Here is a 22,740-nt window from a genome sequence, read left to right as displayed (position 1 = left end):
CATGGCAGCAAAAAAAGGCGGACTTGGAAAGGGACTGGACTCTCTGCTGGTGAACAAAGTAAATGCAGATCACAGCAGCGATTCGACAATAGTTAAGGAAAAGAGTACAACTACCAAAAAGAAAAGTACAAAAAAAGAAACACCAGACACCATGGTAAAACTTTCCCTGGTGGAACCGAATCGTGAACAGCCACGAAAACATTTTGATGAAGATGGTCTGCTGGAGCTGGCAGAATCCATCAAACAATACGGCATCCTGCAGCCTTTGCTTGTGCAGGAAAAAAGCGGATATTATGAGATTATTGCTGGCGAACGTCGCTGGAGAGCCGCAAAACTGGCGGGGTTAAAAGAAATTCCTGTCATCGTCCGCAATCTGACAGAACAGCAGATTGTCGAAATTTCACTCATTGAAAACATTCAGCGTGAAGATTTGAACCCAATTGAAGAAGCACAGGCATTTCGCAGACTAATGGAAGAATTTCACATGAAACAGGATGAGATTGCAGACCGTGTATCCAAAAGTAGAACTGCTGTCACCAACTCCATGCGTTTACTGAAACTCTCCAAACAGGTACAGCAGATGGTCATTGATGAAATGATCAGCACTGGTCACGCACGCTGTCTGATCAGTATTGAGGATCCAGAATTACAGCATCAGCTGGCACTTCGTATTTTCGATGAAAAACTCAGTGTACGCGAAACAGAAAAACTGGTACGCAAATTATTACAGGAAAACAATGCTCCGCAGAAAAAGATAAACGATCCTGTATTATCTGCCATTTATGCTGACCTGGCAGATCAGATGAAACGAATCTTCGGAACGAAAGTAGAAATTCATCAGCGTAATGACCAAAAAGGTAAAATAGAAATTGAATACTACTCGCAGGATGAATTGAATCGTCTGATTGAACTTATTCAGAGCATCCAGCAGCAGTAACAGCAACAGCAACAGCAACAGCAACAGCAACAGCAACAGCAACAGCACATGATATAACTTTTAGTGAGGAAAATGCAAGTGGAATATTTAAAATTACATATCGAAGATCTGACCGGCATCAGCCTTGATGTAATCACAGTCGGTCTCGCCGCTCTTGTTTTGATCTTGATCATCATCATGATCGTCAATGGAGTCAAAATGAAAAAACTGAAAAAAAAATACGAAGCGTTTATGGCAGGAAAAAATGCCGCATCCCTGGAAGACACTCTGGTAAAACGTCTGAATCAAGTAGAAGATCTGATTGCGTCTGACGAGCACACACAGGAAAAAGTACAGATGGTTCTGGATCACCTGGATAACACCTATCAAAAAGTTGGTCTGGTAAAATACGATGCATTTAATGAAATGGGTGGAAAATTATCATTCTCCCTGGCACTGTTAAACCGGAAAAACAATGGTTTTATTATTAACGCAATGCACAGCAGAGAAGGCTGCTATACATACATCAAAGAAATTATTGATGGCAATTCCGTGATTATGCTTGCGGAAGAGGAGAAAGAAGCTCTGGAAATGGCATTGGCTGACACTTATGAACAAGGGAAATAATCTATGATACATACATTTTTAAGATCCATTGGTTTCGGAGATCTTACAAAAAATGCTGATTTATATCTCATATTAGAATCCATTTTGAATCGTCCTGACGAGCAGAACATTGTCAAAGATGAATATGGAAATGAATTTGCTTGTTTCTCCAAAAGTTTTGGTACAGACATCGGCATTACCGTCTGTGGAAATTTTATCAATGATAAAGAATTTCGTATGGAATATTATTATCCATATCTGCACGGTTCTCAGATTACGACCTGTGAAACGATCGAAATTGAACGCCACGCTGCCAGAGAAGCCTTTGCTGGAATCTGTGACGAGTTAAAACTTGGAGTAACACTGATTTTCTATATTGAAAATATTGCTGATATCCTCCATGCAAGAAAGAATGCCGTACACAATACAACTATAAGACCAGATAACGCCGTGCTGGCGGGACTTTCCACCGGCGGCAAAATCCTTCTGCCGATTATGAAAACATCAAAACAGCTGGCAAATAAGGAGAAATCCTCAGAAAAACGGCTAAGTCTCATGAAACAGGCCCGGGATGGAAATAAAAGTGCCATGGAAAATCTCACTATGAACGACATGGATCTTTATTCTTCCCTCTCCCGCCGTATTATGAAAGAAGATGTGTTGTCTATCGTGGAAAGCAGTTTTATTCCATATGGTATTGAAAGTGACCAGTATGTTGTCATCGGAGAAATTCTGAACTTCTATGAATCCGAAAATTCTCTGACTAACGAAAAACTCTGGATACTGAATCTTAACTGTAACAATCTGGTTTTTGATATTTGCATCAATCAGAATGATCTGCTTGGGGAACCACAGGTAGGACGCCGCTTCAAAGGTCGCATCTGGCTGCAGGGTCATGTAAATTTCGGGTATTAGAAAAATAAAATCTTTAAATAAAAAACTGATGTAAAACGAACATTCACAATCTGCTTTCGTTACTAGCTCACGAACACAGAATTAGCATGCATAAGGAAATTGATGCTGAATAAATAATGCTAAATTTAAACAAAACTGCATGGACTACTTGCGAAAAACACCTTTCTTTGATATGATATAAAAGTTGATTGCAACATACTTTTTATGCGTAAACAACGAGCCACAAATCCAGCATTTATGCAGGATTTTGGCGACTGCCGCGTCACTGAGCGTCAGCGAAGTAAGCCAAGAAATCGACATTAGTCCTGTTAGTTTAATGGATAGAACAAGTGCCTCCTAAGAGAAAGCCGAGGCATTCCCCAAAGGGAAAAAATGAAAAACAACTTTCAGTGCGAATCTATTCTGAAAAATGCCAAAGGTGACAACAAAGCATTCCCCAATTTGGGGAACGTTCTAATGTTACCGAATCGAAAAAATCTGTAGATTGACAACTCGAAAAAAGAGTTGATAATCTTATATATGGCCGAAGGGAAAAATCCCAGAAACCCAGTAAAATCAAGGGTTTGCGGCATGTGTCGTCATAGCTCAGCTGGATAGAGCACTCGCCTCCTAAGAGAAAGCCGAGGCATTCCCCAAAGGGAAAAAATGAAAAACAACTTTCAGTTCGAATCTATTCTGAAAAATGCTAATGGTGACAACAAAGCATTCCCCAAATTGGGGAACGTTCTAATGTTACCAAATCAAAAAAATCTGTAGATTGACAACTCGAAAAAGAGTTGATAATCTTATATATGGCCGAAGGGAAAAAAACCAGAAACCCAGTAAAATCAAGGGTTTGCGGCATGTGTCGTCATAGCTCAGCTGGATAGAGCACTCGCCTCCTAAGCGAGGGGTCGGAGGTTCAAATCCTCTTGGCGACGGGCTTCAAAGCGTTCGAAAATGTTAGCTGGATTAGCTGACAACGAACGCTTTTGTTATTTTCAAATCACGTTCGTGACACAAAATTCCATTCAAAATAATCAATTTCCAGCTAACGCAATCCGATTTTTGTTAGCTGACAGCTAATCAAAATTACCGTTTTGCAAACATGGGTTTTAAGAAGTCCAGCTAACATTTGGGTTCCGCTCCGTTATCACCCCTTATTCGGGGATGTAAATCAGAGAAAAGGCGGGAAAAGAAACAATCTCTCCCAAACCTGCAAACATGAATTAGCTTAAACAGTATTCAATTCTATTAGCTACAGCTAATGGTCAAACAGCAATGTCTGTTTGGAACTTTACTATCTATAAAAGTTCCAGGCAGGCATTTTTTATTTCATGAATCCTGGAGGAAAGGAGTCAAGATGACTGAGCCAAACAGACAATCAGGAGAAAACGAAGAAAGAATCATAGAAATTGAGATTGAGCGTCTTCGTCCGTTCAAAGAGCACCCGTTTCAGGTAAAAGATGATAAGGAAATGTTTCTTCTGCAGGAAAGCATTGAGAAGTATGGAATATTAAATCCGCTGATCGTCAGACCGGTACCGGATGGATACTATGAGATCATATCCGGTCACAGAAGAAAACATGCTGCGGAGAAACTGGGATATCGTAAAGTACCGGTGATCATCCGAGTATTAAGTGAAGATGATTCCATTTTAAGCATGGTAGATTCCAATCTTCACAGAGAACGGATCAGCTACAGTGAAAAAGCTTTTGCTTACAAACTGAAGAATGACGTATTAAAAAGAAAAAGTGGTCGAAAAAAGAGCCAAGTTGACCACAAAACACCAAGAAAGCGGGCAATAGAAATCATCAGTGAAGATTGTGGTGATAGTCCAAAACAAGTGCAGCGTTATATCTCACTGACAAAACTGATACCGGAAATGTTGCAGAAACTGGATGATGAGATCATTTCTTTTTGTCCGGCTGTAGAGATAGCTGCATTAAGTGAAAAAGAGCAAAAGGAACTGCTTGTAGCAATGGAGTATGCACAGGCAATCCCGTCACTCTCACAGGCCCAGAGGATCCGGCAACTGAGTAAAGAAAAGCAGTTGTCACTGGAAAAGATGGAAGAAATTATGTGTGAGGTTAAAAAGGGTGAAATCACAAGAGTGGCTTTCACAAACGAACAGCTACATAAGTATTTTCCGAATTCCTATACACCGGCAATGATGAAGCGGGAAATACTGGCACTGTTGAAATTATGGAAAAAAGAATCATGGGAAAGTTAAAGGAGGAAGAAATCATGTGTAAAGTTATATCCGTAGTAAACCAGAAAGGTGGCGTTGGAAAGACCACCACAACCGTAAATGTAGGCATTGGACTGGCAAGAGAAGGTAAGAAAGTGTTGCTGATTGACGCGGATCCACAGGGAAGTTTAACAGCAAGTCTTGGATATGAGGAGCCGGATGATCTTCGAATCACACTGGCAACGATCATGATGGATGTCATCAATGAAGAAGAAATCTCCTTGGAAGATGGTATCCTACATCACCAGGAAAATGTAGATCTTCTCCCGGCAAATATTGAGCTTTCCGCATTGGAAGTAACGATGGGAAATGTTATGAGCAGAGAAATGATCATGAAAGAATATATCGATGCGATAAGATCCCGATACGATTATATACTGATCGACTGTATGCCGAGTCTTGGTATGATGACAATCAATGCATTGGTTTCTTCTGACTCAGTTCTGATACCAGTACAGGCTGCATATCTGCCTGTTAAAGGACTTCAACAGCTGATCAAGACTATTCTTACAGTAAAGAAAAGACTGAACCGGAAACTGGCGATTGAGGGTATTCTCCTGACTATGGTAGATTTCAGAACCAATTATGCAAGGGACATTGCATCAAGAGTACATACAACCTACGGAAGCCAGATTGAAGTATTTGAAAATGTAATCCCGATGTCCGTAAAAGCTGCTGAGACCAGTGCAGAAGGAAAAAGTATCTACATGCACTGTCCGAAAGGAAAGGTTGCTGAAGCATATATGAACTTAACACAGGAGGTTTTGAAGAATGAAAAATAGAAGTGGCGAAAAGATCAAACTGGCAAGTATTGATGAACTGCTGGGTGTGGTAAATGAAGAATCTGCAATGGAGATAGAGATCAGTAAGATCCATCCGTTTAAAAATCATCCGTTCAAGGTGCTGGATGATGAAAAGATGCAGGATCTGGTAGAAAGTGTAAAGATCAATGGAGTGCTGACACCGGTACTGCTTCGCATGGATGAAAATGAAGAATATGAAATGGTATCCGGTCACAGAAGAATGCATGCAGCACAGCTGGCAGGACTGACGACAATTCCGGCAATCGTAAGAGAATTATCAGATGATGATGCCATTGTGGCTATGGTGGACGCTAACATTCAGCGAGAGGAACTGTTGCCGAGTGAGAAAGCCTTTGCTTATAAAATGAAATTAGCAGCTATGAAAAGACAAGCAGGAAGACCAAAAAGTAATTCTGGCCAAAATGACCAGAATTTAATAGGAACTGTATCTAGGGATGTATTAGCAGAGCAAGTTGGAGAAAGTTCTAAACAGATTCAGCGTTACATCCGTCTGACAGAATTGATACCGGAACTTCTTGAACTGGTAGATAACAAAAAGCTTCAGTTCACGGTTGCTGTAGACATCTCTTACATTGATAAGGAAGTACAGGGATGGATCTACGAATATATCTGCGACACAGGATTTATCAAACCAAAACAGATTGCAGCACTTAGAAATCAGCTGAATGATGGACCAATCAATCAGATCCAGATGTTATCGATTTTCAATAATTGTGTAATGGCAAAGAAAGTATCCCGGTCTCTTACTTTCTCAGAAAAGAAACTGACAAAGTATTTTCCGGATGATTATACAGCCAAAGATATGGAACAGGTGATTGAATCATTATTAGAAAAATGGATGCAGGAACAGTCCTGTTAAGGATAGAAAAAGCTAATAAAACAAAGTCAAAGAAGTTTAAAAAGAGGACTTCTTAGCAGAAAACGAAAGGAGGAAATTATGGAGAAAAAAATGACATTTAATTATTTTTACGGTACCGAAGCTGATCAGTTCAGCTTCTACCGCATACCAAAAGCATTATTTACAGACAGCTATTTTAAAGATTTATCAAGCGATGCTAAAATTTTATATGGACTGATGTTGGATCGAATGTCTCTTTCCATCAAAAATCAGTGGTTTGACGACAAAAACAGAGCATATATCTACTTTTCCATCGAAGATATCATGGAATTACTGAACTGTGGCAGAAATAAAGCCATCAAATCCATGAGAGAACTGGATGACGAAACAGGAATTGGTCTGATTGAGAAACGCAGGCAGGGATTTGGAAAGGTGAACGTTATCTACGTGAAAACCTTTATGCCTGAGAAAACAGATGAGAAAAAATTTGGAGAGGGATTAGAGAAGTTTAAAAAACAAACTTCTGTGGAAAATGAAGAGCCTGCAGAAGTTTACAATTTAAACTTCATGAAGTCCCAAAATCAAACTTCTAGAAGTCCCGAAAACAAACTTCAAGAAGTTTACATTTCAAACCCTAATAATACTAATCTTAGTGATACTGAAATGAATGATAATAAATCTAATCATATCATATCTGTGGATGAGAAAAGATTTGATAGCGATAACCGCTCTGAGGATTATCAGGCTTATGAAAACCTTGTCAAAGAGACCATTGATTATGAATCACTGGAAGTAACCCATCATGACGATATGCGACAGGTAGATGAAATCGTGAACCTGATCGTAGAGACTGTGATGTGTAAAAATGACAAGATCTTGATTGCCAGCAACTGGTATCCGGCATCACTGGTGAAGAAAAAATTTCTGATGCTGACCTATTCACATATCGAGTATGTCTTACACTGTATGAGTGGTAACACCACAAAGGTGAAGAACATCAAGAAATATTTATTAGCAGCCCTGTTTAATGCACCGTCAACGATGAACGGATATTATCAGGCAGAGGTGAACCATGATATGCCAGGACTGGTAAGATAGGAGGTGCACATGTTTATTTTAAAACTTGCTGGAAAGATATTATTACTGCCGGTATGGCTGATCCTTTTTGTGATCGGCCTGGCAGTGAAGATGACAGTACAGACTTATGTGGTTGTAAGGGGAATCCTTGGTTTTATATTCACTTTGTTGATTATAGCAACTGCATACTGTTACCATGACTGGGTACAGGTTGCATTTCTGTTTTCGCTGAGTGTAATTCTGTATCTGATCCTTTTTGCAGGAGTGTTCGTAGATACTGTACTGGACATGACAAGAGAACGTATTATTGATTTTATTATATCGTGAGGAGGATATGAAAATGAGCGAAAACAAAGATTATATTCAGTTACCACCACTAAAAAAAGACACACCATCTGATGTGGTAGCATTTATGTGGGAGTACATGAAAGTACCGGAGAATTCAAGAGAAAAAGTTAAGAATCTGCTTAAAGATGCAAATGAAAATGGAGTAAAATTAAGTCATCAGGCACCAACCCTGTATGATGTTGTCCCAAAAGAAGAAATTGCTGAATTTGAAGAGCTTATGCGCAAAACCATAGCTGACATTGTATCAGAAGCCAGTAGCGTTGCCTGTTGGGTGTATGTGCAGAAATATGTGAAACAGAAAACTCTTGATGAAATGCTGCAAGAATTGCCAGGAGCAGGCCAGTTTATCATTGTCATGGATACCTGGTTCGAAAGACTGATGGCGGATCAATAGAAGTTGTGATAGAATGAAGAAAACGATTTGATGTGCAAATCGGAAGTTGTAGTAAAGGAGGTTTACAATGGGGTTTTGGATTTTTATGTTGGTTATGGATTTGCTTCTTCCATTTACGATGATTGGTTTTGGAAGATATTTTATGAAAAAGGCTCCCAAGGAAATAAATTCAATATTTGGATATCGGACTTCGATGTCTATGAAGAACAAAGACACATGGGAATTTGCTCATAAATATTGTGGTAAAGTTTGGTATGTCTGTGGAATGGTTATGTTGCCGATAACAGTAATATTCATGCTTTTAGTAATTGGAAAAAATGAAGATTGTGTTGGGAGTATAGGAGGAATTATCTGTGGTGTTCAACTTATTCCTTTAATTGGATCTATTCTCCCAACAGAAATAGCATTAAAAAAGAATTTTGATAAGAATGGAACAAGACGATAAATTCAAGTTTTGAGGGATGACAAGCGGATCAGTATGATATTAATTGAAAATGCGTATATGGTTGATTGGTGTGTGCGGTAATATACTATATTCAGAAAAACTATTCAGGAGGGTGTTAGTGTGAGAAAATCAGATTGGGCAAAATGGTTGATCGTGATTCCGGCAATGCTAGGCATTGTGTTGGTAACCTATGTGGATCGTACAACAGATATCTGGGGATTTGGTGCATTTATCTGCCAGCTGATTGCGATTTTAGAAGTGGCTTATGGTATGCGAATCGCGATGCTGGCACAGAGTAGAAAGAAGTCATACCGGTTAACACCGGAAGAACGACATGAGTATGCACAGTATTTATATGAGAAACAATATCAACGTTACCCTGCTGTGGCGAATCAGATACTTTTGGTTATGGCAAGGATGAGTATACTTCTTGACAATTATGAACGGGCTACACAGGAGCTGGAAGATATTTGTATAGATAAATTTAATCCGGCACAGTTGAAGGTGTATTATTACCTGAAAGTGGTTACAGCAGTAGTGGCAGGAGATACAGAAGGGCTTCAAGAGAGCCAGATGCGTTATGCAGGGATTCCGGATACTAAATGTGTATATCCGCCAGAAGCTGAGCTTGCTGAATGGATAGAGCAGAGAGATACAGTGCAGATGGTAGAAGCACTGAAAAAGGTAGTGCCGGATAAGAAAGAGCATCCGGTACGGATCAGTGTCATTACTTTGATTCTTGCATATAGTACCTTCTTTTACGGATTGTGGTATGGTATAAACCGTGATATGGGATATGAAGTGAGATATCGTTTCGCAGAAATATCGATTGCTGTTATTACAATCAGTCTGGCGATTCTTTTAATCTGGGGAATCGTAAGCTTGTACAGACACAATTGCCAGGCATTATCCATACAGCCTGGTAAAAACAGAGTGGCATTAATAATCATTTTTGGAGCTGCTGCGATATTTACACTTTTGATTATTGGAATGAGTGGTCTGAGTGTAGTGTTCGGAATGGATGGAGCGGAGACGGTGACTGGTCATGACAGCAAATATACGTATATAACCGTGCAGGAGGATTATGGCGGCGAGCGGAGATATCGAACCAATAATCCATTTGTTATGCAGAGTATGGATGGTCTGTGGTGGTCTTCGGATTCTTCGGATATAATGGATGCTGAAGAAGATAACGAAGAATCATCGGATGCGGATACAGAGGATTCCCCAGTGACAGAAGATACTCAGAACGGAGATGTGGTAGAAGATTATGAGGCAGAAGGACAGCATGATGGTCTGACGATTCAGAATGCGATGCTGGCGGTCTATAATTATCTTCAGGAGAATAATGCACTTCAAAATATGGCATTCAGTTACACTGCGAATGCAAAAGGAGAAATCTATGGTGTTGTCAGTGAAACGCAGGAAACAAAAGATGGTAATACGGTAAATGTAAAATATTGTCTGTATGACAACGGGGCGAAGACGGATGCGGATGGTAATTCTTGCGAAGAACTGGTGTTAGAAAAAGTATATCCAGACGGTAATTACGAGACCGAATTGGTAGATTTTTATCTGGTAAATACGGATACGATGCAGGTGACAGATGAACAGAAGAATACGTGGTAAAATAAATTCTGGGGAAGTAGGTGCATTATATGACAATGGGAGAAAGAATAAAACAACTGCGAAGTGCAAATGGGTTTACACAAGAAATGCTTGCAGAAAAAATGAATGTGTCCCGTTCGGCGATTGCAAAATGGGAAGCGGCAAACTAAAATTATTCGGATTGAAAAATCGGAAGTTAAAGGACAAAGCTTATGAAAAGCAAAAAGATAATTATAGGAGTCACTATCGGAATAATCGCAACAATACTTTGGAGCGTTGTTTCCATAAACTCATTAAACAGCATGGCTGGAATTGGAATCGGAATATGTCTGGGTATATCTTTTGGTATATCTGGCAGTCTTATTTTCTCAAAAAAAGATAAGTGATGATACAACTTCAAGTTTGCCTAACTGAATTACTTACTTTCCCTTATTTACGAGGCTTGTGAGCCTTCATATTGTAATTGGATACGTGTTTTCCCTTGTTTTTGCCCTTATGAGGTAGATACAAGGGAAACATTTTTATCCGACTACTTTATCCAAGAGTTTTGCACTGCTTTTCTTGGACTCTCTTGAACCGTGGGCGTATATGTTCATTATCTTATAAGTTCTTATCCGAAAGATACGGGGAACAGAATGTGATATCGGCATATGTACATATGGACGAGACTACTCCACATATGCACTTCCTCTTCATCCCCATAGTAGATGATAAAAAGTGGAACGAAAAGCATCCCGACAAGGAACCAAGGGTTAAGGTCTGTGCCAAAGAACTTATGAATATGACTGAGATGAATGTGTTCCACAGGGTACTACAGGAATACATGGATCAGCACTCTCAGAAGGGGCTGTTCCCGGTTCTTAACGGTACAACTATCGGTGGGAATCGTACCATAGCGGAACTGAAAGCAAAGAGCGCATTTGAGGAAGCAATAGATGCAACAAAGCATGCAGAAGAGATAAAGGAAGTAGCATATCAATCCGTGTTCGATGCGAATGAGCAGGTACGGCAGGTACAAAGCGAAATCGTTAATATACAGGAAGCAAAGCTGATTGCGGAAGAAGATACGGAAAAATGGCTTGAAGAATTAGAGAAAAAGGAACTTCCGGTAATGAAGGAACTTAAGGACGGACTGACAGACCTGGGAGCAGATAAAGATGATTATGACAGTATAACAGGGTTCGTAAAAGCACTGGAGCATCCTGTTAAATCAAGCACTGGAAAAGTTTTTGTAGAGATACCGAATCCCGAAAAGACACTTCCAGTCTTGAAAAAAGTAATGAGAAAACTGACAACGGTAATCGAAAAGACTAAGGATATAGCAAGAAAGATTGCCAGACATGCGGAACAGACAAGGGTATCGGTTAGGGCAAGACTTGCCGAAGCGCAGGAAGAAGCAAGACGACAAAATGAGGAAAGAAAACCGGTACAAAAGAAGAAAGATATAACCCGATAAAGCCGCGTGGTTACTGGGATTTTCATTGAAAACAGTTGCTATTTGTGGTAGGATATATTTTGGTGTTTTGTACCATTAAGATAAGAAAATGTCACCACTGGTGACACTTTTACAGGAGATAGTTTTATGAATAAGGATCGGAGAGATAAATGGAAGCGGTGCACTTGATAGTTTCCTCAAAGAATCCACATATGAAAAATGGTTGGATAAGCTTTTGAGTGATATAGATATTGACAATCCGCAAGATTCAAAAGCTCCAGAGTTAACATAGATAAAACACGCTTATTATATGCTATGAGGTATAAAATGGTTGGATTAATAGTTGCAAGATCGACAAATAATGTTATTGGAAAGAATGGACAAATACCTTGGAAAATTAAGGGTGAACAGAGACAATTCAAGGAACTTACAACAGGAAATATCGTTGTAATGGGAAGAAAGTCATACGAAGAGATTGGACATCCCCTACCAAACAGAAAGACAATAGTTGTATCAAAAAGTAAAAGGTTTGAAGCTGAAAATCTCACTACCGTAAGTTCTATAAAAGAAGCTATTAAGATGGCAGGGAATCAGGACATCTATATTGCTGGAGGATATTGCTTGTATAAGGAGGCAATTCCTTTAGTAGACAAGATGTACATAACTGAGATTCATATAAATGTTGAAGATGGGGATGTTTTCTTTCCTGAATTTAATGAAAATGATTATGTTATAACAAAAGGTGAGACTTTAGGGGACGAAATAAAATATACGAGAACTGTTTATGTTAGAAAACAGCACTGATTTGAAAGGAATAGGATTAGTATGCTATTTGAGGAAATATCTATTCAGGACAAAATGGGTAGAACTGTAGTTTTTAGAAATGCAAGACCAGAAGACTCTGCGGATCTTATAAAGTATTTGAAGACAACAAGTGCCGAGACGCCTTACTTAATTAGAGAACCTGATGAAATAACGATTACGGAAGAAAAGGAAAAGCAGTTTATCCAATCTAAGATAGATGATGAACGTGAGCTCATGCTTGTTGCACTTATTGACGGGAAGCACATAGGAAACTGCTCTCTCATGAGCATTGCTCCATATAAGAGGTACAATCATAGATGTGATGTAGCTATTGCATTATACAAAGAATACTGCGGATGCGGTATAGGGAAGGCTATGCTGCAGACTATTCTAGATGTTGCAAAAAGCGTGGGTTACGAACAGGCGGAGCTAGAAGTGATGGAAGAGAACAAGGATGCTATTGCCATGTATGAAAAATTGGGATTTAAAAAATATGGAACATTACCAAATAACATGAAATATACAGATGAATCCTATATGGATGCATACTGGATGATGAAGAAGCTATGAAAGTAGTCCTTATAAGACATGGAAAAGTAAATTTTAAATGGCGGTTATGGTATACATCAGAACAGTTTAATGAAGCGTGTAGACAGTATAATATGGCTCCGATTCAACAGATAGAATATTCTATTCCAGAAATGGTGATTATGTAGTGGCGAGGACTTCGTAAAAAGCATTTCAACAGTTCGATTGCCCATCAGGTGTTATATTGTGTTACAGTAAATTCTTTCCCTTGTTTTTTCCCTTATCAGCACTCATAAAGCACTATGGAATGATATAACACAAGGGAAATCATAAGGGAAAGTAAAACATCTGCAAATTTAGTGTTTACAAGGGTTTGCAGATGATGAAATAACAAATAGTAATGAGCTATAACATCCTTTGGAATGGTTCATTCCCAATTCATGTTTGTTGAATTAAAAATGAAATAAAGTTCCAGTAATCATAGAGTGTATGGATTCAATTCCATATGCTCTTTTTCTTTACTTGATTTCATGAAAAATGTAAAAATCTAATGTTACGAGTTGCATTAAAGAAAACTCGTAAGAAAAAAAGTAAAAAAATTTGCTTTTGACCACTGTAAAACATGCTCTGAGCGTTTCGTTATATGAAGGGATAATTTTTCTTTCATATTTCAAAGAAAAGAGGATAAAGAAATGTCAGAAAAAAGATGTTATACAGTTCAAGAGTTACAGGAAATCTTAGGAGTCAGCAGACCTACTATTTATAACCTTTTAAAGAAAAAGGAATTCCGGTGGATCCAGTTGGATGGCGGAAAGTATCGCATCTCTAAGAAGAGTTTCGATGACTGGCTCGATAACTTGGAACAATAAAAAACAGGGTGTTGATCAGGCAGATTTTGTCTGCAATCGACATCCTAAATTTTTATCTGGATTTGAGATATGATATAAGAAAAAACACTAACACTAAAAAAGACAGGAAGTGAAGAATAAATGGCAACAGCAATTATGAAACAAAAAGAAGTTCCGGAAATGGACGCTGTTGAAGAGATCATTTCAAAGATATCAGAAGACAGTCCTTACAAACGGCGTCCGACACAAAAGAGAACCTGGATGACCGTGCCGGAAATGGGAAAGCTGCTGGGATTAAAAAAGACAGATCGATACTGGCTGGTGCATAAAAATGTTTTTGAATCTAAAGAGATTGCCGGAAAGATACGAATCAATATTGCCAGCTTTGAAAAATGGTACGCCAATCAGATTAAATACCATAAAGTTACCGGAGAAGAACCGGGGAAAGAATTGAAATCCTGGTCCTATTCCGTTAAGGAAGTTGCGGATCTGTTGGGTGTTGATGAGTATCTTGTTTATGATTTACTCAAGAAAAATCAAATGGAAGTAATGATGTGACAGAAGTGATTAATAGTACATTTTGTGATTATTGTGAAGAATCCCTGACTTAGTGCCCATAGAGTATGATGAAAATAAAAAGGTTTTTATAAATGATAAATTATTTAATACTAATATTGGTACGCAAATAAATATGTATATAACAAACAAATGTTCTAAAAATGAGCAATGCGAATTTCTACAAAATAATTTTAATGAATATAAAGACTTTAAAAAGTTACAGCAGGAATGGTTAAACAGAAAGGATAGATGTAGGAAAATCATTGCTAAATGTCAGAAAAAGAGAGAACTTTTGTCACAAATTGAAGTATTAGAAGAACAAAGAAAAAAACTTATAGAGAGCCGAGATGAACTTTTGGGAGTCTTTGATGAAGCGTGGTTCGATGAATATCAAAAAAATATTGAGTTGAATGTAAAATATTCGACAGATAATAATAAATTAAATAATAGCAGATTTGAGTTGGAAAATATTACTAGTTACATTGAAAGTCTACGACAAAAAGTTATTAAGATTGAACAACAGAAAAACGATGTATTGAAGCATTGGGAAGAATGGAAACAGCAGATTACGGATTTAAATGAAAAGAGAAAAGAATTATTTAAAGAAGATGTTTTAAAAAAACTTATAGAAGAGAAAGAAAGTGTAGATAAACAAAAGCAGATATATCAAAAGGAAGTACGATATTTAAATCAGGTATTTACGGAAGGGTGTGAGAATTTTCTACAATCTATAACTGCGGGTACAACATTAGAGTATCCGTGGATAAAGGGGCATGTAGATTATGAGAATAATAGTAGAGTTGCATTAGCAAAGGCAGTGGCAGAAGAAGCAGATGCAAAATCTCGGTATGAAACAATGCGAGAGGAAGTTGATAACTTAGATGAACTTCTTACTTTGGCAAAAAGGGAAATTCAAAAAAGTAATTCATGCACATGTCCTGTATGCAAAAGTAAATTTAGTAACAAGGATGAATTACTTGGAAAAATAGATTTATCTGGTCAGAGGACTATTCTATTAAAATTAAAAACAGAATGGGTTAATGCGGGACAGAAACTAAAAGAGGCACAGGAAGGACATAAGAAAGGTATTGACAGCATACAAGTATTAATAAATGATCGTATATGTGAATTAAATAAGTTGATTTTAAAGTGTGAAAATGATATAGAGCAATATCAAAGAGAGTATGAAGAAAGGCAATTGAAAATTCAAAAAATAAAACGTGAAGAAGAAAACTTAAAACAGGTTATAGAACAAGAACTGGGGACGAGTATAAAAGACATTTTAAAGGAATCTGTAGATACCGCATGCAGTGAAAAAATAGTCATAATAAGCAATCTGCAAAAAGAAAAGGAAAATGAGATAAATGAACAGCAAAAAAAACAAAGGATGGTTAATACTGAAATTGAACAAATTGAGAAAATATTAAATGATGAGAAAATGAGAATAGATGCTTTTAACAATGATCTTTCTAATTTAGAAAAGCAAAAAATTATGCAGCAAAGACAAATTTTTTCAAATGGACAATTTCAAAGTCTAGTACAAAAATATGTATTGGATATACAGCAGAATGAAGATAAAAAGCAAAGGCTGCAGGAAGAGTTAAACGATTATAAAATATATTACACAGATAATATTGATAAATATAAAAAGCTTTTGGTAGATATGGATGAGAAGTCTATTGATAGAATGGGTCGCTATGACCAATATAAGAAAACTCTTTTTGCAAAAAAGCAAATATCCAAAAAAACTATTATACGGTATCGTAAAAAAATTGAGTCAGAAATAGAGATAGCTAAAGAAAAATTAGATATTTGGAATCAGTGTGACAGTAATGTTGTTGTTGAACAGTTTATAAACAAATATAATCAGATGTTTGAGGAACAGGGAAAATTACAGCAGGAAAAAGAACTTTACAGCCAAAAACAAAGTTTGGCAGAACAAATTTTTAAGAATGTGCAAAGCCAGATGGAGAATCATATAAAGGAAGCATTTGGTGGCGTTACAATTAATCAGATATACTCTAAGATACAACCTCATAAACGATTCAAACAATTACAGTATCAGATAAATATGAATGAAGATAGTGCTCCAGAGCTTTATATCAAGGTAAAAAACGATGAAAGCGAGGGGATTATGCCGGAATTATTTTTCAGTTCTGCACAGCTAAATACAGTAGCATTGAGTGTATTCTTAGGAGGTGCATTATCAAAATCAAATCCCAAAGTTAATACAATTTTTATTGATGATCCAATAGGGCATTTTGATGATCTGAATGTTCTTTCTTTTATTGATGTTTTAAGGACAATTATTACCGAAACTAATTGGCAGATTATAATTTCTACGCATGAAGAGAATTTTTATGAGGTTATGAAGATAAAGTTAAATTCAAAATATTACAATTCAAAGTTTTTTAAATTTAAAGATGAGGGGAATATTGAAGAAGATATGGAGGAATAGAGGATGTCATGAGTTGGGATTTACAATGTACCTTGTGATAAAATTAGAATTATAATCTGGTCATGGCAACAACTTTGGACTTCCAATAGGAGACAGCTATATGAGGACAAAATGTAGGATATTATAGAAAAATTGGGACTGCCGGATGTAGTATTTCACAGTCTGCGTCATACCAATGTTACCTACAAACTGAAACTCAGTAGTGGAGATTTTGGTCATGTGTAGGCAGACATGGTGACGGAAGTATATGGTCATATCCTTGATGAAAATCGAAGAAAGAATGTGGAACCGATGGAGAATGCTTTTTATAATAAGGAAAATCTCAATCCGCAGATGAAAAATCAGGATGAAGGCGGCAGTACAATTACTGTACCGGATGGAGTGGATGCGGAGCTGCTGATGAAAGTGCTGGGAAATCCGGAGATGGCAGCGTTGCTTACATCACTGGCAAAGACGATGAAGGTATAATAAGTGGATTTTGTGTCACCAGTGGTGTCACAAATAAGCAGTTAATTTTGCAACAACTTGTTACAGATTCTAAAGTTATCATGCATAATTAAAATATAAAAGATGTATATAAGGTCGGAACAGAGACCTTAAACCTGTTCCAGTGGTCGGGATGGAGACTGAAAACCCATTCCCATTGCAAAATAATGGTATATGATAAATGACATCGGCATATACTATAGAGAACTGTAGAAATTGCTTGACAAGACGCATAAAGTTAAGTAAGATAAAATACAGTGATCGCGTTGCAGAAACCTGTGAGGCCTGCGACCGGGGGAGAACCTGCGGGGGCTCCTCTTTTTTTATATTAGGGGGATGGTGCATATGCAAAAGATTTTTTTGAACTATGATCAGCAGATAGAAAAATTGAAAAATGAAAAGAATCTGTTGATCAATAATGAGGCATATGCAAAGGAGATTTTAAAACAGACAAGTTATTATTCCCTGATTGGTGGATATAAGGATATCTTTAAGAACCCAACCACTAAAAAATATAAGGACGGAACAAGGTTTGAAGATATTGTGGAACTGTATTATTTTGACGAATTATTAAGACAGTTATTCTTACGGTATCTTATCAAGGTCGAAAATGGAATAAAATCTCAAGTGTCCTATTATTTTACAGAAAAAAATGGGGAAAATCAAAAAGAATACCTTGATACATCAAATTACAATTATTCAGGAAAGAAGAATCAGAGAGATATTGACCGCTTGATTAAAATATTAGAGGGGTATGTCACAAAACCAACGGACTATCATTATATAAATCATTCGCAGAAGAAATATGGAAATGTTCCATTGTGGGTACTTACTAATGCTTTAACGTTTGGAAACATATCCAAAATGTATATGCTGCTTCCACAGGATATACAAATCAAAGTCAGTAGGAATTATCAGTGTGTCAATGAAAAACAAATGGTTTCCATACTGGCAGTGCTTGTTAAATTCAGAAATGTTTGTGCTCATGGAGAAAGACTGTTTACTTATAGAACTGCGGACAGTATTCCAGATTTGCCAATACATAGAAAACTAAAGATTGCACAAAAGGGTTCGCAATATGTGAATGGAAAAAATGATTTGTTTTCTGTAGTGATCGCATTGAGATATATGTTGAATGATCAGTGGTACAAAGAGTTTATAAAGGAACTTAAAGCCCTGATTGATAAATATCTTAAGAAACATGATAGTATATCGGAACAAGAACTGTATGAGAAAATGGGTTTTCCGGAAAGCTGGAGAAAGATAACCAGATACAGAAAACAATAAGATATGCTTGATGCTGTAACATAGAAGAGAGTACGTGTAATTCGGAGTAAATAATGGTCAAAAAACAATCGACATCCGACCTACGGCACGTTATAATATAGTTAATCTAATAAGAAAACCAAGTGATCATTGTTACAAGCTGAATCGTAATGGTGGCCAACTGAGTGAACTCGATGGAACGGAATGGTTATATCCTCCGGGTGCTCCGAGCACCGGACGAGCACCGAAAGGTGCTTTACAGAGATGAAAACAGGTTTTCTTATTTTGACAGGGAGTAACAGAATAGTTAGGAAAACCAAGGATTTCCTTGACTTAGGTTGACTAATCATTGTATGTATTTACAGTGGTATCTCGAGCTCCTAAGCACTAGATGTGGGTTCGATTCCCGCACGGGACGTTGCGGAATGATTAGCAGAAATCGCGAAATCATTCCGTTTTTTATTGGAAACGTATGAAAAACGCTTCCTTTTTCAGCGGAATTGCAAACGAATGGGTGAAATAGGCAAAGCTGATTTTCCAACAAAAACGGGCCCATTTCTAAAATAAAAAAATAATTTTTTCTAAGAGATTATGGCGACAACATTGTTTTCGCCGATACGGTTAGCGTTAAGTAGAGTAAATTACAGTCAAAACCGGCATTTTCTTAGCAAAAATCATTGCTTTTGTAAGTCTATATAAATTTTTGAATGAAAATACTCATTCACAGATCTGTTTATGGTCTTGTGGATGAGTTTTTTTATGTAATAGAAAATTACTTCGTAATGTTCCTATTACATAAAAAACGCTCCGCGAGGATGCGAAAAGCAGATCAGATGATGAACACCGACTATTCGATCCTGCTGTCGAGAAGGTTGTAGAGATTGGTCTGGAGCGTCTGAGGCCATTCGAGAATCATCCGTTTAAGGTAAAAGAGGATGAAGCAATGGCACGACTCATAGAAAGCATTGAGAAATATGGAATTATGAATCCGTTGATCGTAATGCCGACAACGGAAGGATTCTATCGGATCATCTCCGGACATCGCAGAAAATACTGTGCAGAAAAACTTGGATATACCAAGGTGTCGGCTATTATCCGGTATATGAAAGAAGATGATTCAATCATATCTATGGTGAATTCGAACCTTCACAAGGAAAAGATCAGATCCAGATTCGGATATTCATCAACGATGGATACCAGATTCTGTTTTGTGTACCAGCTGTCACAAAAGATGATGATATAATCTTTGCTGTGAAATTCAGGCATAACCTGCCGGATCATGGAGGCTGCCAGTTCCAGTTTAGATTCTTTTTTTTCTGGATGTTTCTGTGATATACTTATACGCGGTCATATCAGACCGGAAAGGAAATATTATGTTACAAAAATTATATGTTTTTTTCAGGAAAGAAACCGTTCTGTCAATTGCAGTGATCCTGGGGTAGTGTAAATTATTCTGTGTAAACCTCTCAGATTGATGATAAAATCATAGATTTATAGAATACAAAAATATAATGTAATGGGCTGAATGGCATACTTTGCTGTTCAGCCTGTTGTTTATTTAGTAGCATGGATTCTATTGCATGTCAAGGGCGCCCGAGAAAATCGGGCGTTTATTTACCCTTGATATGCGATTGAATCTGTGCTTAATCGATATCCTCTGGCTGGATCCGATCCCCAAAATAGATGCATAACTGATCCAGTGTCAGACCCCAGTCCCAAGCCTTTCCGGTCCATTTTTTTGTGGCATCCATCATTGCCAGATAGAGCATCTTGAAAAGTGCATCATCGGTCGGAAAAATAGTCTTGGATTTCGTAACCTTGCGTAGCTGGCGGTTAAAATTTTCGATGGAATTTGTAGTATATATTAATTTACGTATCTCAGATGGATATTTAAAATATGTGGATAATTGTGTCCAGTTATTTCTCCAGGATCCAATGGAAGCAGGGTATTTTTTGCCCCATTTTTCTTCCAGATCTTCCAAGGCTGTGAGTGCAAGATCTTCTGTATCAGCTTTGTAAACCAGCTTTAAATCCGCCATAAATGGTTTTAAATCTTTGTAAGAGATAAATTTTGTAGAATAACGAATCTGATGCACAATACACCTTTGGATCTCCGCCTGTGGGAATACTGCATGGATCGCATCCCCGAATCCGGTCAATCCATCCACAGATACGATCATGATATCCTCTACACCTCGGTTTTTTATCTCGTTGAGGACGGACAACCAGTATTTTGCACTTTCATTTCCTCCTACCCACATGCCGAGGACCTCACGTTTTCCGTTCAGTTTAACACCTATAGCAACGTAAACTGCCTTTTTTACCGTTCGATTGTCCTCCCGAACATGGAAATGTACCGCATCCATAAAAACAATGGCATATTTTCTTTCCAGCGGCCGGTTTTGCCATTCTTTTGCGATAGGAAGGATTCGATCTGTCATATGTGATATCATTTCTGCGGATGCATCCACACCATAAACATCTTTGAGATGAGCGGAGATATCTCTTGTCGTCATTCCTTTTGCATACATAGAAAGTACCTGATCTTCAATGTTTGAGATATCTGTCTGATTCTTTTTCACAATCTGCGGTTCAAAATCTCCCTTTCGATCTCGTGGTATATCCAGATCAATCGTTCCCATTGAAGAGGTGACAGTTTTAGGACTATAACCATTACGGCTATCGTCTGTCTCTTTGTTCTTGTAGTCATACTTGGAATATCCAAGGTGATCATCCATTTCAGCTTCTAACATACCTTGCAGTGTTTCGCCTAACAGGTCTTTCAGCATGTCCTGGATATCCTGAGCATCCTTTGGTTGATAGTGTTCCAACAAGCTGTTGATGAACGCTTTGCGTTCTGGATCCATTTTTCTTCTTCGTGCCATAAAAAAATCCTCCTGAATTGATATTTATTTTAACATCAATCCAAGAGGGTATATAGCTCTTTTAGAGTTTACACAGAATTAATTACAGTCTCGATCCTGGCGCTTCTTTCTATGTTCTGGGTCAGACCGGATAAGGCTTATTTTACTTATATCGATTTCAGGACTCTCGGGCTCCTCTTCTGTTTGATGGCAATTGTAGCTGGTTTGAAGGCTGTTGGTGTTTTTGATATACTCGCCAAAAAATTGCTGATGGGAACATCGGGAACTGTGGGTGTGATCAGGCTGTTGGTACTCTTATGTTTCTTCCTGTCAATGGTGATCACCAATGATGTGGCATTGATTACTTTTGTTCCTCTTGCACTGATCATTGTGCATAAACTGCCAAAGGAACTGGGCAATTACTGGCTTCTTAAAATAGTAGCCATGCAGACAATCGCTGCTAATCTCGGAAGTATGCTCACACCAATCGGAAATCCGCAGAACCTTTATCTATATGCCAGAGCAGGGATGTCCGCGGCAGAATTAATAACCCTGATGCTTCCCTATTCCGCCACAGCACTTATCCTTCTTCTGATATGGATACAGGTAGCCGCTGCCAAAGCACCTCACGTATGCGGTTCCGAAAAAGATAAAACTCTTTTGGGATTCTCTGACAGAAAAGAACTTAACATAGAATACCTGGCCGCTTACCTGATCTTATTTACAATCTGCCTGCTCACTGTTGCTCGTATCATTCCATACCAGATTCCTCTTGTATTGGTTCTTATATATATGCTGCTAAGAAACAGGGAAAATATAAGCAGGGTGGATTACTCCCTGCTTGCCACCTTTATCGCATTATTTATTTTTATCGGCAACCTTGGAAGGATTCCGCAATTCAGCAGTTTTCTGGAAAGAATCATGGCAGGAAGGGAAACACTTACTGCTGTTCTTGCCAGTCAGATTATGAGCAATGTTCCCGCTGCGCTTCTTTTATCCGGCTTTACAGATAATTACCGGGCTTTAATTGTCGGAACCAATATTGGAGGTCTCGGCACTCTGATTGCATCCATGGCAAGCCTGATAAGTTTCAAATATATTGCAAAAGAAAACAGGAATCTGAGAGGGAAGTATTTGGGAATATTCACAGCCTCCAATATTATATTCATGATATTCATGTTAATATTGTATTTTTTTCTTAGATAAAGGTTTTCCCGGAATTACAAAAGCTATAGCAATTCTTTCTTCGCAAAAAATTCTCCGCGGCACTCTCCCCTCCTAGAAGAAAAAGT

The 22,740-nt window shown here is 37.9% G+C and carries 23 protein-coding genes and 1 tRNA gene; 23 read left to right on the top strand and 1 reads right to left on the bottom strand.

The features are described 5' to 3' along the window. Window position 1 precedes the first annotated feature (1 nt). The 22 genes from ACIRUQ_RS14135 (at window position 2) to ACIRUQ_RS14030 (ending at window position 19,827) form a co-directional block, all read left to right on the top strand. On the top strand, window positions 2-937 hold the full coding sequence (locus ACIRUQ_RS14135; protein WP_021738102.1) for a ParB/RepB/Spo0J family partition protein: 936 nt from the start codon (window positions 2-4) through the stop codon (window positions 935-937). Between the two features lie 78 nt (window positions 938-1,015). Further along, on the top strand, window positions 1,016-1,543 hold the full coding sequence (locus tag ACIRUQ_RS14130; protein ID WP_336303077.1) for a DUF4446 family protein: 528 nt from the start codon (window positions 1,016-1,018) through the stop codon (window positions 1,541-1,543). A 3-nt stretch (window positions 1,544-1,546) separates the two neighbouring features. Then, window positions 1,547-2,437, top strand: a complete 891-nt coding sequence (locus ACIRUQ_RS14125) for a DUF3881 family protein (RefSeq protein WP_055289881.1) — start codon at window positions 1,547-1,549, stop codon at window positions 2,435-2,437. A gap of 846 nt (window positions 2,438-3,283) precedes the next feature. Continuing rightward, window positions 3,284-3,357, top strand: a tRNA-Arg gene (locus ACIRUQ_RS14120). A 422-nt stretch (window positions 3,358-3,779) separates the two neighbouring features. Continuing rightward, window positions 3,780-4,649 (top strand): ParB/RepB/Spo0J family partition protein, encoded by an 870-nt coding sequence (locus tag ACIRUQ_RS14115; RefSeq protein WP_055225867.1) that lies wholly within the window; start codon window positions 3,780-3,782, stop codon window positions 4,647-4,649. A gap of 14 nt (window positions 4,650-4,663) precedes the next feature. Further along, complete coding sequence (locus ACIRUQ_RS14110) at window positions 4,664-5,449, top strand: ParA family protein (RefSeq protein WP_029471073.1); 786 nt, start codon at window positions 4,664-4,666, stop codon at window positions 5,447-5,449. Beyond that, a complete protein-coding gene (locus tag ACIRUQ_RS14105; RefSeq protein ID WP_054704424.1) occupies window positions 5,439-6,350 on the top strand; it encodes a ParB/RepB/Spo0J family partition protein in 912 nt (303 codons plus the stop codon). Before ACIRUQ_RS14110 ends, ACIRUQ_RS14105 begins: the two co-directional genes overlap by 11 nt. Before the next feature lie 78 nt (window positions 6,351-6,428). After that, window positions 6,429-7,427 (top strand): DUF6017 domain-containing protein, encoded by a 999-nt coding sequence (locus ACIRUQ_RS14100; RefSeq protein WP_054704433.1) that lies wholly within the window; start codon window positions 6,429-6,431, stop codon window positions 7,425-7,427. A 9-nt stretch (window positions 7,428-7,436) separates the two neighbouring features. Further along, window positions 7,437-7,733: a hypothetical protein gene (locus ACIRUQ_RS14095; RefSeq protein WP_054704435.1), complete on the top strand. Its 297-nt coding sequence runs from the start codon at window positions 7,437-7,439 to the stop codon at window positions 7,731-7,733. A 13-nt stretch (window positions 7,734-7,746) separates the two neighbouring features. Continuing rightward, window positions 7,747-8,148: a hypothetical protein gene (locus tag ACIRUQ_RS14090; RefSeq protein ID WP_341437567.1), complete on the top strand. Its 402-nt coding sequence runs from the start codon at window positions 7,747-7,749 to the stop codon at window positions 8,146-8,148. 67 nt (window positions 8,149-8,215) lie between these two features. Continuing rightward, the gene (locus ACIRUQ_RS14085; RefSeq protein WP_055289877.1) at window positions 8,216-8,593 is read left to right on the top strand and encodes an SdpI family protein; all 378 of its coding nucleotides are present in this window, start codon (window positions 8,216-8,218) and stop codon (window positions 8,591-8,593) included. Window positions 8,594-8,713: 120 nt separating this feature from the next. Continuing rightward, a complete protein-coding gene (locus ACIRUQ_RS14080; RefSeq protein WP_055289875.1) occupies window positions 8,714-10,222 on the top strand; it encodes a hypothetical protein in 1,509 nt (502 codons plus the stop codon). A gap of 35 nt (window positions 10,223-10,257) precedes the next feature. Then, window positions 10,258-10,371: a helix-turn-helix transcriptional regulator gene (locus tag ACIRUQ_RS14075; protein ID WP_242853585.1), complete on the top strand. Its 114-nt coding sequence runs from the start codon at window positions 10,258-10,260 to the stop codon at window positions 10,369-10,371. A 488-nt stretch (window positions 10,372-10,859) separates the two neighbouring features. Next, a complete protein-coding gene (locus tag ACIRUQ_RS14070) occupies window positions 10,860-11,657 on the top strand; it encodes a plasmid recombination protein (protein WP_242853584.1) in 798 nt (265 codons plus the stop codon). A gap of 306 nt (window positions 11,658-11,963) precedes the next feature. After that, window positions 11,964-12,440, top strand: a complete 477-nt coding sequence (locus ACIRUQ_RS14065) for a dihydrofolate reductase (RefSeq protein WP_055289869.1) — start codon at window positions 11,964-11,966, stop codon at window positions 12,438-12,440. Window positions 12,441-12,461: 21 nt separating this feature from the next. Then, window positions 12,462-13,010, top strand: coding sequence for a GNAT family N-acetyltransferase (locus ACIRUQ_RS14060; protein WP_055289867.1), 549 nt, complete (start codon window positions 12,462-12,464; stop codon window positions 13,008-13,010). 650 nt (window positions 13,011-13,660) lie between these two features. After that, window positions 13,661-13,837: a helix-turn-helix domain-containing protein gene (locus ACIRUQ_RS14055; RefSeq protein WP_003864535.1), complete on the top strand. Its 177-nt coding sequence runs from the start codon at window positions 13,661-13,663 to the stop codon at window positions 13,835-13,837. Window positions 13,838-13,957: 120 nt separating this feature from the next. Next, complete coding sequence (locus ACIRUQ_RS14050; RefSeq protein ID WP_242853583.1) at window positions 13,958-14,374, top strand: helix-turn-helix domain-containing protein; 417 nt, start codon at window positions 13,958-13,960, stop codon at window positions 14,372-14,374. Between the two features lie 133 nt (window positions 14,375-14,507). Next, a complete protein-coding gene (locus ACIRUQ_RS14045; protein ID WP_404856503.1) occupies window positions 14,508-16,832 on the top strand; it encodes a site-specific integrase in 2,325 nt (774 codons plus the stop codon). Between the two features lie 231 nt (window positions 16,833-17,063). Continuing rightward, window positions 17,064-17,300 (top strand): hypothetical protein, encoded by a 237-nt coding sequence (locus ACIRUQ_RS14040; protein ID WP_055289863.1) that lies wholly within the window; start codon window positions 17,064-17,066, stop codon window positions 17,298-17,300. 363 nt (window positions 17,301-17,663) lie between these two features. After that, window positions 17,664-18,605 carry an Abi family protein gene (locus ACIRUQ_RS14035; protein WP_055289860.1) on the top strand — a complete coding sequence of 314 codons (942 nt, stop codon included), beginning with the start codon at window positions 17,664-17,666 and terminating at the stop codon, window positions 18,603-18,605. Window positions 18,606-19,464: 859 nt separating this feature from the next. Continuing rightward, entirely contained in the window at window positions 19,465-19,827 is a 363-nt protein-coding gene (locus tag ACIRUQ_RS14030) for a ParB N-terminal domain-containing protein (protein ID WP_082432729.1), read from the top strand. Between the two features lie 400 nt (window positions 19,828-20,227). Here ACIRUQ_RS14030 and ACIRUQ_RS14025 read toward each other — a convergent pair whose 3' ends face one another. Further along, window positions 20,228-21,451, bottom strand: coding sequence for an IS256 family transposase (locus ACIRUQ_RS14025; RefSeq protein ID WP_370808086.1), 1,224 nt, complete (start codon window positions 21,449-21,451; stop codon window positions 20,228-20,230). A 129-nt stretch (window positions 21,452-21,580) separates the two neighbouring features. Between ACIRUQ_RS14025 and ACIRUQ_RS14020 the strand changes: the two genes are divergently transcribed. Then, entirely contained in the window at window positions 21,581-22,654 is a 1,074-nt protein-coding gene (locus tag ACIRUQ_RS14020) for an SLC13 family permease (RefSeq protein ID WP_242853641.1), read from the top strand. The last annotated feature ends 86 nt before the right edge of the window (window positions 22,655-22,740 follow it).

Source organism: Eubacterium ramulus (genome assembly GCF_045002895.1).
Taxonomy (GTDB): Bacteria; Bacillota; Clostridia; order Lachnospirales; family Lachnospiraceae; genus Eubacterium_I; species Eubacterium_I ramulus.
Note: the sequence above shows the minus strand (reverse complement) of the source record. Positions and strands in the feature narration are given on the sequence as shown.